We start from the raw sequence: 17,773 nt of genomic DNA, 5'->3' as shown, positions 1-17,773 counted from the left end.
CGGCCGCCACGGGTTGGGCCTGGTGGGGCCGGGCATGCGGGCGGTATGAGCGTGAGGGGGATCGATCATGTCGGGGTGACCGTCCCGGACCTGGAGGCGGCCACCGCGTTCTTCGGCGCCGTGCTGGGGGCGCGGCCGCTGTACGACACGCTGCGCCGGGAGGACGGGCCGGTCACCGGGCCGGAGACCGAGCGGCGCCTGGGCGTGCCCGCGGGCACCGAGGAGGTCGCGATGCGGATGCTGCGGCTGCCGAACGGCCCGGGCCTGGAGCTGTTCGAGTTCCGCGGCACCGAGCGCCGGCCGCCCGCGCTGCCGAGCGACTTCGGCTGGCAGCACGTCGGCTTCTACGTGGACGACCTGGACGGGGCGGCGCGGAGCGTGGCGGACGCGGGCGGGGTGCTGCTCGGCGAACCGCAGCGGCTGCCCGGCCCCGAGGCCGGCGACCGCAACCGGTACCAGTACGCGCGGACGCCGTGGGGCAGCACCTTCGAACTGCTCACCTACCCCGATCCGCAGCCGTACGAGAAGGACACCGCCGACCGCCGCTGGACCCCCTGACTGCCTGCGCCGATCCGGGGTAGGGCCCCGGGCATGGACAGCGAAGTCACTCCGGTACACGCCGAGATCGCGCTGGTCGTGAACGGGACCGAGCACCGGCTCCGCGTCGACACGCGCGCGTCGCTGCTGGACACCCTGCGCGAGGACCTCGGGCTGACCGGCTCGAAGAAGGGCTGCGACCACGGGCAGTGCGGGGCGTGCACCGTCCTGCTGGACGGCCGCCGGGCGAACGCGTGCCTGGCCCTCGCCGTCGCGCACGACGGCGCGGAGGTCGTCACCGTGGAGGGGCTCGCGCGGGACGGCCGGCTCAGCGCGCTCCAGGAGGCGTTCATCGAGCACGACGGGTTCCAGTGCGGCTACTGCACGCCGGGGCAGCTCTGCTCCGCGACGGCCGTCCTCGACGAGGCGGACAAGGGCTGGCCCAGCGCGGTGACCGAGGACCTCAGCGCCGACCCCGTCCTCGACGACGACGAGATACGCGAGCGCATGAGCGGCAACCTGTGCCGGTGCGGCGCGTACACGGGCATCGTCAAGGCGGTCCGGGAGGCGGCGCGCAAGACCGAGACGGAAGAGGCCAGGGCATGAGGCCCTTCGTGTACGAGCGCGCCGCGAGCGCCGACGACGCCCTGCAGATGCACAACGACGGGGCCTTCTACCTCGGCGGCGGCACCAACCTCGTCGACCTGATGAGGCTCGGCGTGGAGAACCCGGCGCGCCTGGTGGACGTGTCCCACCTGCCCTACGACGAGATCGAGCTGCGGCCCGACGGGAGCCTGCTCATCGGCGCCGCCGTCAGCAACAGCGCCCTCGCGGCGGACCGGACGGTGCGCGAGAGCCACCCCATGCTGGCGCAGGCCGTCCTGGCGGGGGCGTCCGGGCAGATCCGCAACCTCGCGACCGTCGGCGGCAACCTGCTGCAGCGCACGCGCTGCTCCTACTTCCAGGACACCGACAAGCCGTGCAACAAGCGCGACCCGGGCAGCGGCTGCCCGGCCCGGGAGGGCGAGCACCACAACCTCGCGATCCTCGGCCACTCCGAGGCGTGCGTCGCGACCCACCCGTCCGACATGGCGGTGGCGCTCGCCGCGCTCGACGCGACCGTCCACGTCCTCGGCCGCGACGGCGAGCGGACGATCCCGCTCCGGGAGCTGCACCGGCTGCCCGGCAACGAGCCGCAGCGCGACACGGTCCTGGAGAACGGCGACCTCATCACGGCCGTGGAGGTGCCGCCGCTGGACATCCCGTCCCGGTACCGCAAGGTCCGCGAGCGCGCGTCGTTCGCGTTCGCGCTGGTGTCGATCGCGGCCGCGCTCGACGTCGAGGGCGGCACGGTCCGCGACGTGCGGATCGCGCTGGGCGGCGTCGCGCACAAGCCGTGGCGGGCGCGCCGCGCCGAGGAGGCGCTGCGCGGCGCGCCGGCGGTCGGCGAGGAGTTCCAGCGCGCCGCCGAGGCGGAGCTCGACCGCGCCGAGCCGCTGCGCGACAACGCCTACAAGGTGCCGCTCGCGCGCAACCTGATCGTCCGGACGCTGACCGAGCTGGGGGAGCAGTCATGACCGACCGGCTGGAGAGCCGCGAGAAGGTCACCGGGGCGGCCCGCTACGCCTACGAGTACCCGCTGGAGAACCCGGCCTACGCCGCGGCCGTGCAGTCGACCATCGCCAAGGGCGAGATCACGGCGGTGGACGCGGACGCCGCGCTGCGCATCCCGGGCGTGCTGGCCGTCCTGTCCTGCGAGAACGCGCCGCACCTGCACGAGGTGCCGGACAAGGAGCTGGCGCTGTTCCAGTCCCGGACGGTCGCGTACCGGGGCCAGTTCGTCGCCGCCGTCATCGCCGAGACGCTCGACATCGCGCGGGAGGCGGCGCGGCACGTCCGCGTCGACTACGTGTCCGAGCCGTTCGAGGCGCGGCTCAGCGCCGACGACCCGCGCCTGTACAAGCCCGACAAGGTGAACCCGGTGTTCCCCGCCGACACCGAGCAGGGCGACCCGGAAGGGGCCTTCGACGGCTCGGCCGTGCGGGTGGACGCCACGTACACGACGCCGGCCGAGCACAACAACCCGATGGAGCCGCACACGACCGCGGCCGAGTGGCACCCCGACGGCACCCTCACGCTCTACGACTCCACCCAGGGCTCCTCGCCGGCGCAGCAGACGATCGCCCAGGTGTTCGGCCTCGACCCCACGCACGTGCGCGTCATCGCCCCGCACGTCGGCGGCGGGTTCGGCTCCAAGGGCTCGCCGCGCCCCAACTCGGTCCTCGCGGCGATGGCGGCGGGCGCGGTGGGCCGCCCGGTGAAGTTCGCGGTGCCGCGCCAGCAGATGTTCGCCACCACCGGCTACCGGACCCCCACGATCCAGCGGTTCCGGCTCGGCGCCGACGCCGACGGCACGCTGAACTCGATCATCCACGAGGTGTTCGAGCAGTCCTCCACCGTCACCGAGTTCGCCGAGCAGACCGCGACGCCGACCCGCGTCATGTACCGCGCGGCCGACCGCCGCACCTCGCACCGGCTGGCCCGCCTCGACGTCCCGACGCCGTCGTGGATGCGGGCGCCCGGCGAGACGCCCGGCATGTTCGCGCTGGAGTCGGCGATGGACGAGCTGGCGTGCGCCGCCGGGATCGACCCGGTCGAGCTGCGGGTCCGCAACGACACCGACCGGGAGCCGGAGAGCGGGCTCCCGTTCAGCTCCCGCAACCTCGTCCTGTGCCTGCGCGAGGGCGCCGACCGGTTCGGCTGGGAGCACCGCGACCCCGCGCCCGGCGCCCGGTGGGAAGGGCGCAAGCTCGTCGGGACGGGCGTCGCCGCGGCCACGTACCCCGCCTACATGCGGCCCAACAAGGCCACCGCGCGCGCCGACGCGGACGGCACGTTCACCGTCCGGATCGCCGCCGCCGACATCGGCACCGGCGCCCGCACCGCCCTCACCCTGATCGCCGCCGAGGCGCTCAAGGCCGACGCCGACCGGGTGACCGTCGAGATCGGCGACAGCGCGCTGCCGCAGGCGACCGTCGCGGGCGGCTCCGCCGGCACCGCGAGCTGGGGCACCGCCGTCGTCCGCGCGTGCGAGTCGCTGCGCGGCAAGATGAACGGCTCCGTCCCGCCCGGGGGGCTGGAGGCGTCCGCCGACACCACCGACGAGATCCAGGCGCGCGACGAGTACGCCCGGCACGCGTTCGGCGCGCAGTTCGCCGAGGTCGAGGTGGACGCCGACACCGGCGAGGTCCGGGTCCGGCGGATGCTCGGCGTGTTCGCCGCCGGGCGGATCATCAACCCGAAGACCGCGCGGTCGCAGTTCATCGGCGGCATGACGATGGGGATCGGCATGGCGCTGATGGAGGAGAGCGTCATGGACCCGCGGTACGGCGACTACGTCAACCGCGACCTCGCCCAGTACCACGTCCCTGCCTGCGCGGACGTCCGCGACATCGACGCGGCGTGGGTGGAGGAGTCCGACCCGCACCTGAACCCGATGGGGACCAAGGGGATCGGCGAGATCGGCATCGTGGGCGCCGCCGCGGCCGTCGCGAACGCCGTGCACCACGCGACCGGCGTCCGCGTCCGCGACCTGCCGATCACCCCGTCCCGGCTGCTCCCGCTGCTCTGAGCGGCCTTCGGGCGGCGGCCCAGCGCGTCTGGGGGCCGCCCCCGGAGGAGTGCCGACTGATTGAAAAATTCACTATCAGATGTGAGGCGGGACACACCACGGGGTATTGATCGTCCAACTCGGGGGCCGCTCCTAACCGCGAGGTGATCTCGTGTACCGACAGGTCCTCGATCCCGTGGCCGACTCGCTCGGCTGGAGCTCGCTGGTCGCCGCGCTGCCGCTGGCGGTGCTGTTCGTCCTGCTCGGCGCCCTGCGAATGCGCGCCTGGCTGGCGTCCCTGATCGCGCTGGCGGTCTCCCTGGCCGTCGCGATCTGGACGTACGGGATGCCGGCCGGGCAGGCGTTCCTCGCCGGCGGCGAAGGCGCCGCGTTCGGCTTCTTCCCCATCCTGTGGATCGTCATCAACGCGCTGTGGGTCTACAACATCACGGTCGCGACCGGCCACTTCGACGTGCTGCGCCGGACGTTCGCGCGGGTCAGCGACGACCAGCGGCTGCAGGCGATCCTGATCGCGTTCTCCTTCGGCGCGCTGCTGGAAGCGCTTGCCGGGTTCGGCACCCCGGTCGCGGTCACCTCCGTGATGCTGATCGCGCTCGGCTTCGAGCCGCTGAAGGCCGCCGTCCTCGCGCTCACCGCCAACACCGCGCCCGTCGCGTTCGGCGCGATGGCCACGCCGATCCTCACGCTCGGGAAGGTCACCGGCCAGTCCAGCGACACGCTCGGCGCCATGGTCGGCCGCCAGACCCCGATCCTCGCCGTGTTCGTCCCGCTGATCCTGGTGCTGATCGCCGACGGCCGGCGCGGCGTCCGCGAGACGTGGCCGACCGCGCTGCTCTGCGGCGCCGCGTTCGGCGTCGCGCAGTACGCCACCGCCAACTTCCTCTCGGTGCCGCTCGCCGACGTCGTCGCGTCGCTGGTGTCGGCCGCCGCGGTCGTCCTCGCCGTCCGGCTGCGCCGCCCGCACGCCCCGGCCCGCCCGGTGATCGCCGGCGGCGCCGCCGACGAGCCCACCCCGGAGTTCGCCGCCCGCGCCGGCCGCGGCGGAACCGCCGGCGCGGCCCCCGCCGACGCGCGGGCCGACGTCGTCCGCGCCTACGCCCCCTACGCGATCATCATCGCGGTGTTCGTCGTCTGCCAGATCGACCAGGTGAAGGAGTGGCTGAACGGCGCGACGCAGACGGTCGGCTGGCCCGGCCTGCACATCACGAGCGCGTCCGGCAAGCCGTCGACGCTGCCGACGTTCACCCTCAACTACTTCACCACGCCCGGCACCCAGATGCTCGCCGCGGGCCTCCTCACCATGATCGCGCTGCGCGTCGGCGCGGCCCGGGCGCTGCGCGCCTACGGCACCACGCTCGTCCAGCTCCGCTGGGCGATCGTCACCGTGATGGCGGTGCTGGCCCTCGCGTTCGTGATGAACGCCTCCGGCCAGACCGTCACCCTCGGCACCTGGATGGCGGGCGCCGGCGGCGCCTTCGCCGTGCTGTCCCCGGTCCTCGGCTGGCTCGGCACCGCCGTGACCGGCTCGGACACCTCGTCCAACTCCCTGTTCGGCGCCCTGCAGATCACCGCCGCGAACAAGGCCGACCTGTCGCCCGTCCTGATGGCCGCCACCAACAGCTCCGGCGGCGTCCTCGGGAAGATGGTGTCCCCGCAGAACCTCGCGATCGCCGCGGCCGCCGTCGGCCTGGACGGCCGCGAGGGCGACATCTTCCGCCGCGTCGTGCTGTGGAGCCTGCTGTTCCTGGCCGGGATGTGCGTGCTGTCGGGGCTCCAGTCCACCGGGGTGCTGTCGTGGATGGTGCCGTGACGGCCCTACTGGCGGTAGCCCTCGACCTCGCTCGCCGGGCGCACGTGCGCGTCCTCGGGGTTCTGCCCCGCCTCGATCCGGGCGCGCCGCTGGCGCAGCAGGTCCCAGCACTGGTCGAGGGCCACCTCCAGCTCCCGCAGCCTCCGTCTCGCGTCCTCACCGGTGGTCTCGGAGCGTTCATGCGCCTGCCGGAGGGCGTGCTCCTCGTCGATGAAGTCGTTGATGCGGTCGAGGATCGCCTTCTCGTCCATGAAAAGCCTCCCGATGGCGGTTTTCCCGCGTGGTGGGGTCCACAAGGTGTCAACAGGTGAGATCGTGGCATATACGGGCGTCCCCACGGTAGGCGGCGCCCCGGTCCCGAAGGGCGAGGAGCGGATGACGGTCTGGCGGATCACCGGCGGCGAGGGCGGTCCCGGCGGGGCGCGCCCGGAGCGCACCGCTCCCCGTTACGACGTCGTGGAGCTCGACACCCCGCTGCTGCGCATCGAGGGCGCCGCGGACGCCCCGTGGCTGCGGATGGCGGGCGAGGTCGACGTCTCCAACGCGAGCGACCTCAAGCGCGCCCTGCGCGCCGCCCGCTCCCGGGTCGACGGGGACCTGCACCTCGACCTCGCCCGCGTCGACTTCATCGACGTCGCGGGCCTGCGCGCCCTCACCCTCGCGGCCCGCGACCTCGCCGAACGCGAGGGCCTGCTGATCCTGCACTCGGTCACCGCGCACATCGACAAGCTCGTCCGCCTGATCGGCTGGGACGCGGTGCCCGGCCTGGAGCTGCACTGCCGCCTGCGCCCCTGACCGGGCTCGTCCCGGCTCAGGAGTCCGCGAGGCGGGCCATGGCCGCGCGGCGCTCCGGCGGGATGAGGGGCGGCTTGCCGGTCGTCCACGTGACGTCGAGGGCGACGGCGCGGAACCGCCAGCCCTCGGGCGTGCGGACGGCCTCCGCGTCGTAGTGCCCGCCGGACACGAACGTCTCGCCGAGGCGGTCGGCGCGGGCCTCCTGCGTGGACGCGAGGTGCACATGGGTGTGGACGGCGCTCCAGCGCACCGCGGCCCGGTCGCCGTCCAGCGCGATCTCCGGGATGCCGGCGAGGTGCTGGGTCCGGCCGAAGTTGTCCATGGCCAGGTCCATCCCTTCGGAGGCATGACCCTTGTACGCGCCGACGGGGTAGCGGAACTCGACGTCGTCGGTGAAGAACGCCCGCGCCCACGCCGCGTCGAAGGGGTGCGCCTCCGGGTTCCGCTGGCGGTCGTCGATCGAGCCGAAGAACCGGGCGACCAGCTCGGTGAGCTCCGCGCGGTCGGCCAGCGCCGACACCCGGTCCGCCAGTTCCTTGTCGTTCATCGTCTTCTCCTTCGTCCGGGAACACGATCGACGTTAGGAGCGGGCCGACCGGGCGGGCATCCGTCACCCGACCGGTCGGGCGGGGGTCACGCGGGTCCCGCCGGCCCCGTCGCCGCGCCCCGGTTGGGAGCCGGTGCCGGGCGGGCGCCGGGGCGCCGCGCGCGTGCGGGGGAGCGGCGCGCCGCCGCGGCGGACGCGAGCGGGACGGCCGGGACCGCGGGCGCCTCCGCCTCGCCGGGCCCGGTCGGCAGCGACCGTACCCAGGCGGGCGTTCGCGTCTCCTTGACCGAGACGCGGACGCGCCGGTAGGCGGCGGCCTCGCAGGTGCGGTTCTGCGCGATGACCTCCCGGTAGAACCACTCCGAGGCGATCAGGGCCAGGGCCCCGGCGGAGCCGCGCAGGGCCTCCTTGAGGGCCCCGGCCTCCAGCAGCCGGAACGGCAGGTTGACCGCGCTGCCGGCCACGCCATGTCGGTCGTAGTGCACCTCCCCGGCGTGCACCGCGGCCCGCAGCCGGAAGCGGGCGCCGGGCGCGGCGGCGCCGTTGTGCCGTTCGAGGCACGCCGCGAGCCGCGCCGGGAACGGCCCGGCGAGGTGCTCCTTCGGCACCGCGGGGTCGACGAGGACCAGGGCCCCGTCGCCCCGGTCCTCGCAGGTGAAGTGCTCCTCGGGCACCCGCGACTCGGCCAGGGCCGTCTCCAGGGCGCGGAACATGGCGTCGCGGACGGTGAGCTGGTCCCAGTTCGCCCGGCCGCCGAACTTCTCGACGTCCACGCAGACGATGGACCGGTGCAGCGCGAACGGCACCTCGCGAGTACCGTGCATGTGCTCATGCTGATGCACAGTCTTATGCACGTGCATGAGGAGCATGGTAGGGCACGCGGTGCCGTCCGGCCCAGGGTTACCGGCGGGTCAGGACGCCAGCAGGGCGGCGAGGAGGCGGGCCCGGATCCCGTCGTCGCCCTCCCGCGCCGGATGCCACGGGCAGGCGATGTCGAGGGCGGCGAGGCGGCCGGTGGCCTTGACCCGACTCACGGCCGCCACGACGGCGTCGAACGACGGGCCGTTCCCGACCGGGAACCGCAGCCCCGGCAGCTCCGCCTTGTCGATCACGTCCACGTCGATGTGCAGGACGAGCGGGCCGTCCGGCAGGTCGACGTCGTCCACCGGGCAGCGGCGGACCCGGGACGAGGCGAGGAACTCGGCCTCCGCCGGGTCGAGGTCGCGGGCGTCCACGAGCACGGCCCGGTCCTCCGGCAGCGGCCGCAGCCCCAGCGGCGACGACAGCAGCTCGGGGTGGTCGCCGAGGATCTGCCGCAGCGGCATCCCGCCGATGTACCCGGAGGTGGTGGTCTCCGGCGTCTGGACGTCGCCGTGCGCGTCGAACCACACGATCGAGGCGTCCACGCCGGCGCGCTGCACCCCCGCGAGGACGGCCTCGGAGACCAGGCAGTCGCCGGACACCACCGACGGGACCCCGCCGTCCGCGACCTGCGCGGCGACCTCGGCGGCGACGCGCTCGTACAGCGCGCCGATCCGCGCCCAGACGTCGCCGCCGGGAAGCTCGCTCGCGACCGTGACCACCTCGGCTTCGGGGAGCGGGAACGACGTGCCGGGGAGGCGTTCGTCCTGGTGGTAGGGGACCAAGGTAATCGTCATGCGCACACAGTAGAGCGGCCCCGCCCGGAGAACCGGGCGGGGCCGTGGCCTGGGGCCGGCGCGTCAGCGCTTCTTGCCGCCGGCGGTCGCCTTCAGGTAGTCGCGGTTCAGGTTCCCGATCACGTCGAGCTTGATGCCCTTCGGGCAGACCGCGACGCACTCGCCGGTGTTGGTGCAGCCGCCGAAGCCCTCGTCGTCGTGGGTGTCCAGCATCGACACGACGCGGTCCCAGCGCTCCGGCTGGCCCTGCGGCATGAGGCCGAGGTGGGTGACCTTCGCGCCGAGGAACAGCGACGCCGAGCCGTTCGGGCAGGCCGCGACGCAGGCGCCGCAGCCGATGCACTCGGCGGCCTCGAACGCGCGGTCCGCGTCCGGCTTCGGGACGGGCGTGGAGTGCGCCTCCGGGGCGGTGCCGGTCGGCGCGGTGATGTAGCCGCCCGCCTGGATGATCCGGTCGAACGCGGACCGGTCCACCACCAGGTCCTTGACCACCGGGAACGCCTTGGCGCGCCACGGCTCGACGTCGATGACCTCGCCGTCCTTGAACTTGCGCATGTGCAGCTGGCAGGTGGTGGTGCGCTCCTCGGGGCCGTGCGGGGTCCCGTTGATGACCAGCGAGCACATGCCGCAGATGCCCTCGCGGCAGTCGTGGTCGAACGCCACCGGCTCCTCGCCGTCGGCGATGAGCTTCTCGTTGAGGACGTCCAGCATCTCCAGGAACGAGGCGTCTGGGGAGATGTCGTCGAGCTTGTACTCGACCATCTTCCCCTTGTCCTGGGGGCCGCTCTGGCGCCAGACGCGCAGTGTGAGCTTCATGATTACTTGTACGACCTCTGCGTCGGGTGGACGTATTCGAAGTTCAGGTCCTCCTTGTGGAGGACGGGCTGCTCGCCCTCGCCGGCCCATTCCCAGGCGGCGACGTAGCCGAAGTTGTCGTCGTCGCGCTTGGCCTCGCCGTCCTCGTCCTGGCTCTCGGCGCGGAAGTGGCCGCCGCATGACTCGGTGCGGTGCAGGGCGTCGATCACCATCAGCTCGGCGAGCTCGAAGAAGTCGGCGACGCGGCCGGCCTTCTCCAGCTGCTGGTTGAGCTCCTCGCCCTTGCCGGTGACCTTGACGCGCTTCCAGAACTCGTCCCGCAGCGCCGGGATGAGCTCCAGGGCCTTGCGCAGGCCCTCCTCGGTGCGCTCCATGCCGCAGTACTCCCACATGATGTGGCCGAGCTCGCGGTGGAAGGAGTCGACGGAGCGGTCCCCGTCGATCGACAGGAACTTCTCGATGCGCGACGTCACCCGCTCCTCGGCCGCGGCGATGCTCTTCTCGTCGACCGGCGGGAGGGCGTTGCGGGCGATGTAGTCGTTGATGGTGTTCGGCAGCACGAAGTAGCCGTCGGCGAGGCCCTGCATCAGCGCGGACGCGCCGAGCCGGTTCGCGCCGTGGTCGGAGAAGTTCGCCTCGCCGATCACGAACAGGCCGGGGATCGTCGACTCCAGGTCGTAGTCGACCCACAGCCCGCCCATCGTGTAGTGCACGGCCGGGTAGATGCGCATCGGCGTGTCGTACGGGTTCTCGCCGGTGATGCGCTCGTACATCTCGAAGAGGTTGCCGTACTTGGCCTCGACCTTGTCGCGGCCGAGCCGCTCGATCGCGTCGGCGAAGTCGAGGTAGACGCCGAGGCCGCCGGGGCCGACGCCGCGTCCCTCGTCGCAGACGTTCTTGGCGGCGCGGGAGGCGATGTCGCGGGGGACCAGGTTGCCGAAGGACGGGTAGATGCGCTCCAGGTAGTAGTCGCGCTCGTCCTCGGGGATGGCGGACGGCTTGCGGGTGTCGCCGGCCTTCTTCGGCACCCAGACGCGGCCGTCGTTGCGCAGCGACTCCGACATCAGGGTCAGCTTGGACTGGTGGTCGCCGCTGACCGGGATGCAGGTCGGGTGGATCTGGGTGTAGCACGGGTTGGCGAACAGCGCGCCGTGCCGGTGCGCGCGCCAGGACGCGGTGACGTTCGAGCCCATCGCGTTGGTGGACAGGAAGTACACGTTCCCGTAGCCGCCGGACGCCAGCACCACCGCGTCGGCGGTGTAGTGCTTGATCTCGCCGTTGATCAGGTTGCGGACGACGACGCCGCGCGCCCGGCCGTCCTCCATGATCAGGTCGAGCATCTCGTGCCGCGGGTACAGCTCCACGTTCCCGGCGTCGACCTGCCGCATCAGCGCCTGGTAGGCGCCGAGCAGCAGCTGCTGGCCCGTCTGGCCGCGGGCGTAGAACGTGCGGGACACCTGCGTGCCGCCGAACGAGCGGTTGTCGAGCAGGCCGCCGTACTCGCGGGCGAACGGGACGCCCTGCGCGACGCACTGGTCGATGATCTGCGTGGAGATCTCGGCGAGGCGGTGCACGTTGGACTCGCGGGAGCGGAAGTCGCCGCCCTTGACCGTGTCGTAGAACAGCCGGTGCACGCTGTCGCCGTCGTTGCGGTAGTTCTTCGCGGCGTTGATGCCGCCCTGGGCGGCGATCGAGTGGGCGCGGCGCGGGCTGTCCTGGAAGCAGAACTGGATGACGTGGTAGCCGGCCTCGCCGAGGGTGGCTCCGGCCGAGCCGCCCGCCAGGCCCGTGCCGATGATGATGATCTTCTTCTTGCGGCGGTTGGCCGGGTTGACCAGCTTGGCCTCGAACTTGCGGGTCGTCCAGCGGTCCTCGATCGGGCCCTTGGGCGCCTTGGCGTCGGCGATCGGCTCGCCGGACTTGTAGAAGCTGTCGCTCATGTCAGCTCACCCATCCGAAGGTGACGGAGATCGGGACGGCGATGAAGCCGAGGGTCACGACCCCGGCGACGCCGCCGGCGAGGAGCCGCAGCGTGCCGTTGCTGCGGGGGCTGCGCAGACCCAGGGTCTGGAACGCGCTCCAGATGCCGTGGTTGAGGTGCAGGCCGACCAGCAGGACCGCGAGGACGTACCAGACGGTGATGTACCAGCGGGAGCCGTCGAAGTCGGCGATGACCCGGTCGTAGGGGGTGGCGTCGGACCCCAGCGGGTTCACCGCGAAGAAGGTGAGGTCCAGCAGGTGCCAGATGACGAACAGCGCGATGATGACGCCGCCGTACCGCATCGTGTGGGTGGCGTAGCCCTGCGCGTGCGACTTCTTCTTCGCCTGGTACTTGACGGGCCGTGCGCTCCCGGCGCGGCGGGCCAGCGACACCGCCGACCAGATGTGCAGCACGACCGACACCGTGAGCACGATCTCCAGGATCGTCAGCAGCGTCCGGTGCGGGACGGCGGGCTCGCCCATCGTGCGCAGCCAGTGCGCGTAGTGGTCGAAGTCGCTCTCACCGAGGAAGATCTTCAGGTTCCCGATCATGTGCGCGATCAGGAACAGCACCAGGATTGCGCCGGTCACGGCCATGACGGCCTTCTTGCCGACGGTCGATCGGTAGATCGCAGGTATCGCTATAGCCACGTCGCGAACGGTATGTCCAATTTGGACAAGAGCGCCAAGTCATCAGCGCACTCAATCCGATAGCCGCAGGCTATGAACCGAGCCGGGACGGGCCTCCCCGTGCCGTGGGCCCTCCATGATCGTGAGTGAGTTCACAGAGAGTTCGGGAACCGGGCCGCGCAGTGACGCAGACGACATTGACCCCGGCGCCGCCGGTGTGCGGTCAGGACGCCGCCGTGGCGCGGATCACGACGCGGTGGCCTGCCGGGACAGCAGCAGCACCGCCAGGTCGTCGGTCAGGGCGTCCCCGTTGAGGCGCTCCACCTCGGTCACCAGCTCGTCGATCAGCGACCGCCCGGTGGCGCCCCTGCCGCGCGCCCCGCGCGCCAGCTCGACGAGGCCGTCGGTGCCGAGCCGGGTGGAGCCCGCGCCGACCCGTCCCTCGATCAGGCCGTCGGTGTAGAGCATCAGCCCCCACGACTCGCCGAGGTCGATCTCCGTCGTCGGCCACTCCGCGCCCGGCACCAGGCCGAGCGCCGGGCCGTGCGCGTACTCCGGCAGCGCCGCGACCTCGAAGCCGCCGTCCGGCTCGTCGCGGAACAGCAGCGGCGCGGGATGCCCGGCCAGGTGCATCCGCGCGGTCCGCCGGGACGGCGCGATCGTGATCATGCAGAGGGTGGTGAAGATCTCCTCGCTGCGCCGCTCGTGCCCGAGGACGGTGTCGAGGGTGCCGAGCAGCTGCTCGCCGGTGTGCCCGGCCAGCACCAGCGTCCGCCACGCCATCCGCAGCTGGACGCCGAGCGCCGCCTCGTCCGGGCCGTGCCCGCACACATCGCCGATCATCAGGTGGACGGCGCCGCCCTCGGTCTGCACCGTGTCGTAGAAGTCGCCGCCGAGCAGCGCCCGCCGCCGGCCCGGCCGGTAGCGGGTGTGGTGCCGCAGGGCGGGGTCGTCGATCAGCGGGACGGGCAGCAGCCCGCGCTCCAGCCGCGCGTTCTCGCGGCCCAGGATGCGCGCCTCCACCAGCCGCCGCTCGGTCTCCTCCGACCGCTTGCGCTCTATGGCATAGCGCACCGCGCGGGCCAGCAGCGGGCCGTCGACCTCCTGCTTGACCAGGTAGTCCTCGGCGCCGGCGGCGACCGCGCGGACGCCGAGGCCCGCGTCGTCCAGACCGGTCAGCACCACCACCGCGGCCGTCCCGGACATGTCGAGCACCTGCCGCAGCCCGTCCAGCCGGTCGATCCCCGGCGCCGACAGGTCCACGACGATGCACTGCGTGCGGCGGGTCAGCCGGCGCCGCGCGGTCGGCAGGTCCGCCGCGACGGTGATCAGCGCGTCCAGGCCGCTGTCGGCGAGCATCTTCTCGACCATCAGCACGTCGGCGGGGTCGTCGTCGATGAGGAGCAGGTCGACCCTGTCCTCGGCCCCTGGCGTGAAGGGATGCGTCTGGTGACTGATAGTGCTCACTAAGCTTCCGGAAAAGTCGGGGCTGGCGACGGCACTGGCAACGGCCGGACCGTTCCGGTTATTCCTGCGGTGGCAGGACGCAAGGACCGGACCGCACCGGGGGAGCGGCATCTGCCTAGCCGCCGCGGTCCCGGCTCGGGGAGCCGAGGAACCTCGCTCCCATGCCCTCCGACCTTAGCGTGTCCCCGCGTTCCCGCGCACCCCTGTGATCGTCCGCGAGGCGGGTCCCGGACGGCCCGGAACCCCTCCCCGGCGCGCTGACCCCGGGTCCCGCCGGACCCCGGCGCGGGGCAGAAAATCGTTCGAACTTCCGGGGGGTCGCCGCATATCTTCGTCCGGTGAAACCGTTGCCGGAGAAAGATCCAGGCAGCCCCGACCACCGATCTCCCGCCCGCTACCTGCTCTGGCTGCTGCGCGCCGAATGGCGCGGCGTGCTGGCCGGGGGCCTGCTCGGGGTCGGCTGGATGCTCAGCCAGGCGCTGATGCCCGCCGCGATCGGCCGCGCCATCGGCGAGGGCGTCGCCGGCCGCGACGACCGCGCGCTGCTGGTCTGGACGGCGGTGCTGCTCGCCCTCGGCGGCGCGCAGGCCGCGACCGGGATCCTCAGGCACCGGCGCGCGGTCTTCCTCTGGCTGTCGTCGGCGTACCGGACCGTCCAGATCGTCACCCGGCACGCGACCCGGCTGGGCGCGACGCTGCCGAGGCGGCTCGGCGCGGGCGAGGTCGTGAGCATCGGCCTGTCCGACGTCGCGCACCTCGGCGACGTCGTCGACATCGTGTGCCGCGGCTCCGGCGCCGTCGTCGCGATCGTCGTGGTGGCGGCCGTGCTGCTCGCGACCGCGCCGCAGCTCGGCCTCGTCGTGCTGGTCGGCGTCCCGCTCGTGCTGCTGCTCGCGGCGCCGCTGCTGCGCCCGTTCCGCGAGCGCGAGGAGGCGCACCGCGAGCTGGTCGGCGAGCTGAACGGCCGCGCCACCGACCTCGTGGAGGGCCTGCGGATCCTGCGCGGCATCGGCGGCGAGCGGCTGTTCTCCGGCCGGTACCGCGCCCTGTCCGGCCGGGTCCGCGACGCCGGCGTCGCCGCGGCCCGCGCCGAGTCCCGGATCTCCGGGGCCGAGGTGCTCCTGCCCGGCCTGCTGATCGCCGCCGTGACCTGGGCCGGCGCGCACTACGTGGCGCGCGGCGAGATCGGCGTCGGCGACCTGGTGGCCTGCTACGGCTACGCGGTCTTCCTGATCGTCCCGCTGCGGACGATCGGCGAGGCCGCCGGCAAGATCACCAAGGGGCTGGTGGCGGCGCGGCGCGTCGTCCGGCTGCTCGACCTGGAGCCCGCGCCGGACGGCGGCACCGCCCGCCCGGCCGGGCCCGCCGAGCTCGTCGACATCGCGTCCGGCCTGGTGGTACGGCCCGGGCGGGTCACCGCGATCGCCGCCGCGCAGCCCCGCGACGCGCAGGCGATCGCCGACCGGCTCGGCCGGTACGCGCCCGGCGACGTCGACTTCGCCGGCGTCCCGCTGCGCGAGGTCGCCGGGATCCGCCGCCGCGTGCTCGTCGCGGTCAACGAGGACCGGCTGTTCGCCGGCACGCTCGCCGAGGCCCTCGCGCCGCCCGGCACGTCCGCCGCCGTGCTCGACGGGGCGCTGCGCGCGGCGTCCGCCGAGGACATCGCCGCCGCGTCCGGCCTGGACCGGCACGTCGCCGAGGCGGGCCGGGAGTTCTCCGGCGGGCAGCGGCAGCGGCTCCGGCTGGCCCGGGCGCTCGCCGCCGACCCCGAGGTGCTGGTCCTCGTGGAGCCGACCAGCGCCGTCGACGCGCACACCGAGGCGCGCATCGCCGAGCGGCTCGGCGAGGCGCGGGCGGGCCGCACCACCGTCGTGTGCACGACCAGCCCGCTGATGCTGGACCGCGCGGCGCACGTCGCGTTCGTCGAGGACGGGCGGGTCGTCGCCGAGGGCACCCACCGCGACCTGCTGCGGACCGAGCCGCGCTACGCCGCGGCCGTCACCCGCGGCGAGGCCGCCCCGCGCCACTGACCGGACGACCCCCCACCGACACCCACCGACCACCCGACCACCGGACCGCTGTACGGAAGGGCCCGAGAACCGTGAGCACCGAGATCCTGCCGGTCGCGGAGCCCGCGCAGGTGCGGGCGTACGCGCGCCGCGTCGCGCTGCGGCACCCGCGCGCCCTCGCCGGGACGCTGGCGCTGCACGGCCTCGCCGCCGTCGCGGGCCTCGTCGCGCCCCGGCTGCTCGGCGAGCTGGTCGAGGGCGTCCGCGACGGGACCGCCCACATCGACACCACCGCGCTCGCCATCGCCGGCTTCGTGATCGTCCAGGGCGTGCTGACCCGGTACGCCTACTTCACCTCCGCCCGCCTCGGCCAGCGCGTCCTCGCCGAGCTGCGCGAGGAGTTCGTCGACCGGCTGCTCGGGCTGCCGCTGTCGGCCGTCGAGCGGGCCGGCACCGGCGACCTCGTCACCCGCGCGTCCCGCGACGTCGACACGCTCGGCACCTCGCTGCGCGAGGCCGTCCCGGAGACCCTCGTCGCGATCGTCGTCGGCGCGTTCACCTTCGGCGCGCTGCTGGTCAACGGCCCGCTGGTCGCGCTGCCGTGCCTGGTCTCCGTCCCGCTCCTGTGGGGCGTCATGCGCTGGTACCTGCCGCGCTGCCGGGACGGCTACCTGCGCGAGAACGCCTCGTGGGCGCTGATCGCCGACGGCCTCGCCGAGACCGTGCACGGCGCCCGGACCGTCGAGGCGTTCGGCCTCGCCGAGCGCCGGCACGCCCGCGGCGACGCCGACATCGCCCGCTCCTACGCCGCCGAGCGGTACACGCTGCGGCTGCGGACCGTGCTGTTCCCGGTCGCCGAGTTCGGGTTCGTGCTGCCGGTCGCGACGACCCTGCTGTTCGGCGGCCTGTTCTACGCGCACGGGATGGCCTCGCTCGCGCAGGTGACCGCCGCGACCCTGTACGTCCAGCAGCTGATCGAACCGGTCGACATGCTGCTGTCCCGGCTGGACGAGCTCCAGCTCGGCGGCGCGTCCCTGGCCCGGCTGCTCGGCGTCGGGAACGTCCCGCCGGACCGCGAGGCGGGCACCCGTCGCCCGGACGGCGAGCGGCTCACCGCGCGGGACGTCCGCTACTCCTACCGGGCGGGCCGCGACGTCCTGCACGGCGTGGACCTCGACCTGCGGCCGGGGGAGCGGCTGGCGATGGTCGGGCCGAGCGGCGCGGGCAAGTCGACGCTGGGCCGCCTGCTCGCCGGGATCGACGGGCCCCGCTCCGGCGCGGTCACGGTCGGCTCGGACGCGCCCGTCCCCCTCGTCGAGCTGCCCCTCGACGAGCTGCGCGGCCACGTCGCGCTCGTCACGCAGGAGCACCACGTGTTCCGGGGCACGCTCCGCGAGAACCTGGCGATGGCCCGCCCGGACGCCTCCGACGCGCGGATGCGCGAGGTCCTCGCGACCGTCGACTGGGACGGCCCCGGCCTGGACGCCGAGGTCGGCGAGGGCGGCGCGACGCTGTCGCCCGCGCAGGCGCAGCAGCTCGCGCTGGCCCGGCTCGTCCTCGCGGACCCGCACACGCTGGTGCTGGACGAGGCGACGTCGCTGCTCGACCCGCGGGCCGCGCGGCGGCTGGAGAGCACGCTCGCCGCCGTCCTGGACGGCCGGACCGTCGTGGCGATCGCGCACCGGCTGCACACCGCGCACGACGCCGACCGCGTCGCCGTCGTCGAGGACGGCCGGATCACCGAGCTCGGCACCCACGACGAGCTGCTCGCCGAGGACGGCTCCTACGCCGCCCTCTGGGACTCGGCGACGCACCGCGAGCTCGCCGAGGCCTGGGACGACGTCGAAGCCGACCGCGCCGTGCGGGTCGCGGTGCTGACCGGTGCGGGAGGGC

General features: G+C 73.6%; 16 protein-coding genes. 8 read left to right on the top strand and 8 right to left on the bottom strand.

Annotated features, from left to right (window positions below; genetic code table 11):
- Window positions 1-45: 45 nt before the first annotated feature.
- From ABT299_RS33460 to ABT299_RS33440, 5 genes are all read left to right on the top strand, one after another.
- Window positions 46-558: a VOC family protein gene (locus ABT299_RS33460; protein ID WP_500253177.1), complete on the top strand. Its 513-nt coding sequence runs from the start codon at window positions 46-48 to the stop codon at window positions 556-558.
- A gap of 33 nt (window positions 559-591) precedes the next feature.
- The gene (locus tag ABT299_RS33455) at window positions 592-1,143 is read left to right on the top strand and encodes a 2Fe-2S iron-sulfur cluster-binding protein (protein ID WP_190861054.1); all 552 of its coding nucleotides are present in this window, start codon (window positions 592-594) and stop codon (window positions 1,141-1,143) included.
- A complete protein-coding gene (locus ABT299_RS33450) occupies window positions 1,140-2,114 on the top strand; it encodes an FAD binding domain-containing protein (RefSeq protein ID WP_500253176.1) in 975 nt (324 codons plus the stop codon). The genes ABT299_RS33455 and ABT299_RS33450 overlap by 4 nt, the downstream gene beginning before the upstream one ends.
- Window positions 2,111-4,168 (top strand): xanthine dehydrogenase family protein molybdopterin-binding subunit, encoded by a 2,058-nt coding sequence (locus ABT299_RS33445; protein ID WP_500253175.1) that lies wholly within the window; start codon window positions 2,111-2,113, stop codon window positions 4,166-4,168. Before ABT299_RS33450 ends, ABT299_RS33445 begins: the two co-directional genes overlap by 4 nt.
- 151 nt (window positions 4,169-4,319) lie before the next feature.
- Window positions 4,320-5,978, top strand: coding sequence for an L-lactate permease (locus ABT299_RS33440; RefSeq protein WP_500253174.1), 1,659 nt, complete (start codon window positions 4,320-4,322; stop codon window positions 5,976-5,978).
- A 5-nt stretch (window positions 5,979-5,983) separates the two neighbouring features.
- Here the strand turns inward: ABT299_RS33440 and ABT299_RS33435 are convergent, their stop codons facing one another.
- The gene (locus ABT299_RS33435) at window positions 5,984-6,229 is read right to left on the bottom strand and encodes a DUF2630 family protein (RefSeq protein ID WP_190861046.1); all 246 of its coding nucleotides are present in this window, start codon (window positions 6,227-6,229) and stop codon (window positions 5,984-5,986) included.
- 64 nt (window positions 6,230-6,293) lie between these two features.
- Here ABT299_RS33435 and ABT299_RS33430 point away from each other — a divergent pair, with 64 nt between their 5' ends.
- Window positions 6,294-6,773: an STAS domain-containing protein gene (locus ABT299_RS33430; protein WP_190861044.1), complete on the top strand. Its 480-nt coding sequence runs from the start codon at window positions 6,294-6,296 to the stop codon at window positions 6,771-6,773.
- 16 nt (window positions 6,774-6,789) lie between these two features.
- On the opposite strand, the gene ABT299_RS33425 is transcribed toward ABT299_RS33430, so the two are convergent.
- From ABT299_RS33425 to ABT299_RS33395, 7 genes are all read right to left on the bottom strand, one after another.
- Window positions 6,790-7,320, bottom strand: a complete 531-nt coding sequence (locus ABT299_RS33425; RefSeq protein WP_500253173.1) for a nuclear transport factor 2 family protein — start codon at window positions 7,318-7,320, stop codon at window positions 6,790-6,792.
- 86 nt (window positions 7,321-7,406) lie between these two features.
- The gene (locus tag ABT299_RS33420; RefSeq protein ID WP_500253172.1) at window positions 7,407-8,144 is read right to left on the bottom strand and encodes a hypothetical protein; all 738 of its coding nucleotides are present in this window, start codon (window positions 8,142-8,144) and stop codon (window positions 7,407-7,409) included.
- An 87-nt stretch (window positions 8,145-8,231) separates the two neighbouring features.
- Window positions 8,232-8,978 (bottom strand): arginase family protein, encoded by a 747-nt coding sequence (locus tag ABT299_RS33415; protein ID WP_500253171.1) that lies wholly within the window; start codon window positions 8,976-8,978, stop codon window positions 8,232-8,234.
- Between the two features lie 63 nt (window positions 8,979-9,041).
- Complete coding sequence (locus ABT299_RS33410; protein ID WP_190861036.1) at window positions 9,042-9,794, bottom strand: succinate dehydrogenase/fumarate reductase iron-sulfur subunit; 753 nt, start codon at window positions 9,792-9,794, stop codon at window positions 9,042-9,044.
- A gap of 2 nt (window positions 9,795-9,796) precedes the next feature.
- Window positions 9,797-11,734, bottom strand: a complete 1,938-nt coding sequence (locus ABT299_RS33405) for a fumarate reductase/succinate dehydrogenase flavoprotein subunit (RefSeq protein WP_387022416.1) — start codon at window positions 11,732-11,734, stop codon at window positions 9,797-9,799.
- Between the two features lies 1 nt (window position 11,735).
- Entirely contained in the window at window positions 11,736-12,425 is a 690-nt protein-coding gene (locus ABT299_RS33400) for a succinate dehydrogenase/fumarate reductase transmembrane subunit (RefSeq protein ID WP_190861032.1), read from the bottom strand.
- A gap of 225 nt (window positions 12,426-12,650) precedes the next feature.
- Window positions 12,651-13,871, bottom strand: a complete 1,221-nt coding sequence (locus tag ABT299_RS33395) for a PP2C family protein-serine/threonine phosphatase (RefSeq protein ID WP_347256879.1) — start codon at window positions 13,869-13,871, stop codon at window positions 12,651-12,653.
- A 338-nt stretch (window positions 13,872-14,209) separates the two neighbouring features.
- On the opposite strand from ABT299_RS33395, the gene ABT299_RS33390 reads away from it, so the two are divergent.
- Both ABT299_RS33390 and ABT299_RS33385 read left to right on the top strand, forming a co-directional pair.
- Window positions 14,210-15,901, top strand: coding sequence for an ABC transporter transmembrane domain-containing protein (locus ABT299_RS33390; protein ID WP_500253170.1), 1,692 nt, complete (start codon window positions 14,210-14,212; stop codon window positions 15,899-15,901).
- A 71-nt stretch (window positions 15,902-15,972) separates the two neighbouring features.
- Window positions 15,973-17,773: ABC transporter ATP-binding protein (locus tag ABT299_RS33385; protein ID WP_500253169.1), on the top strand; the 1,801-nt coding region annotated here is incomplete at its 3' end.

Source organism: Spirillospora sp. NPDC000708 (genome assembly GCF_040299565.1).
Lineage (GTDB): Bacteria > Actinomycetota > Actinomycetes > Streptosporangiales > Streptosporangiaceae > Spirillospora.
The sequence above is the reverse complement of the archived record's forward strand: the minus strand, read 5'-3'. Positions and strand labels throughout refer to the sequence as shown.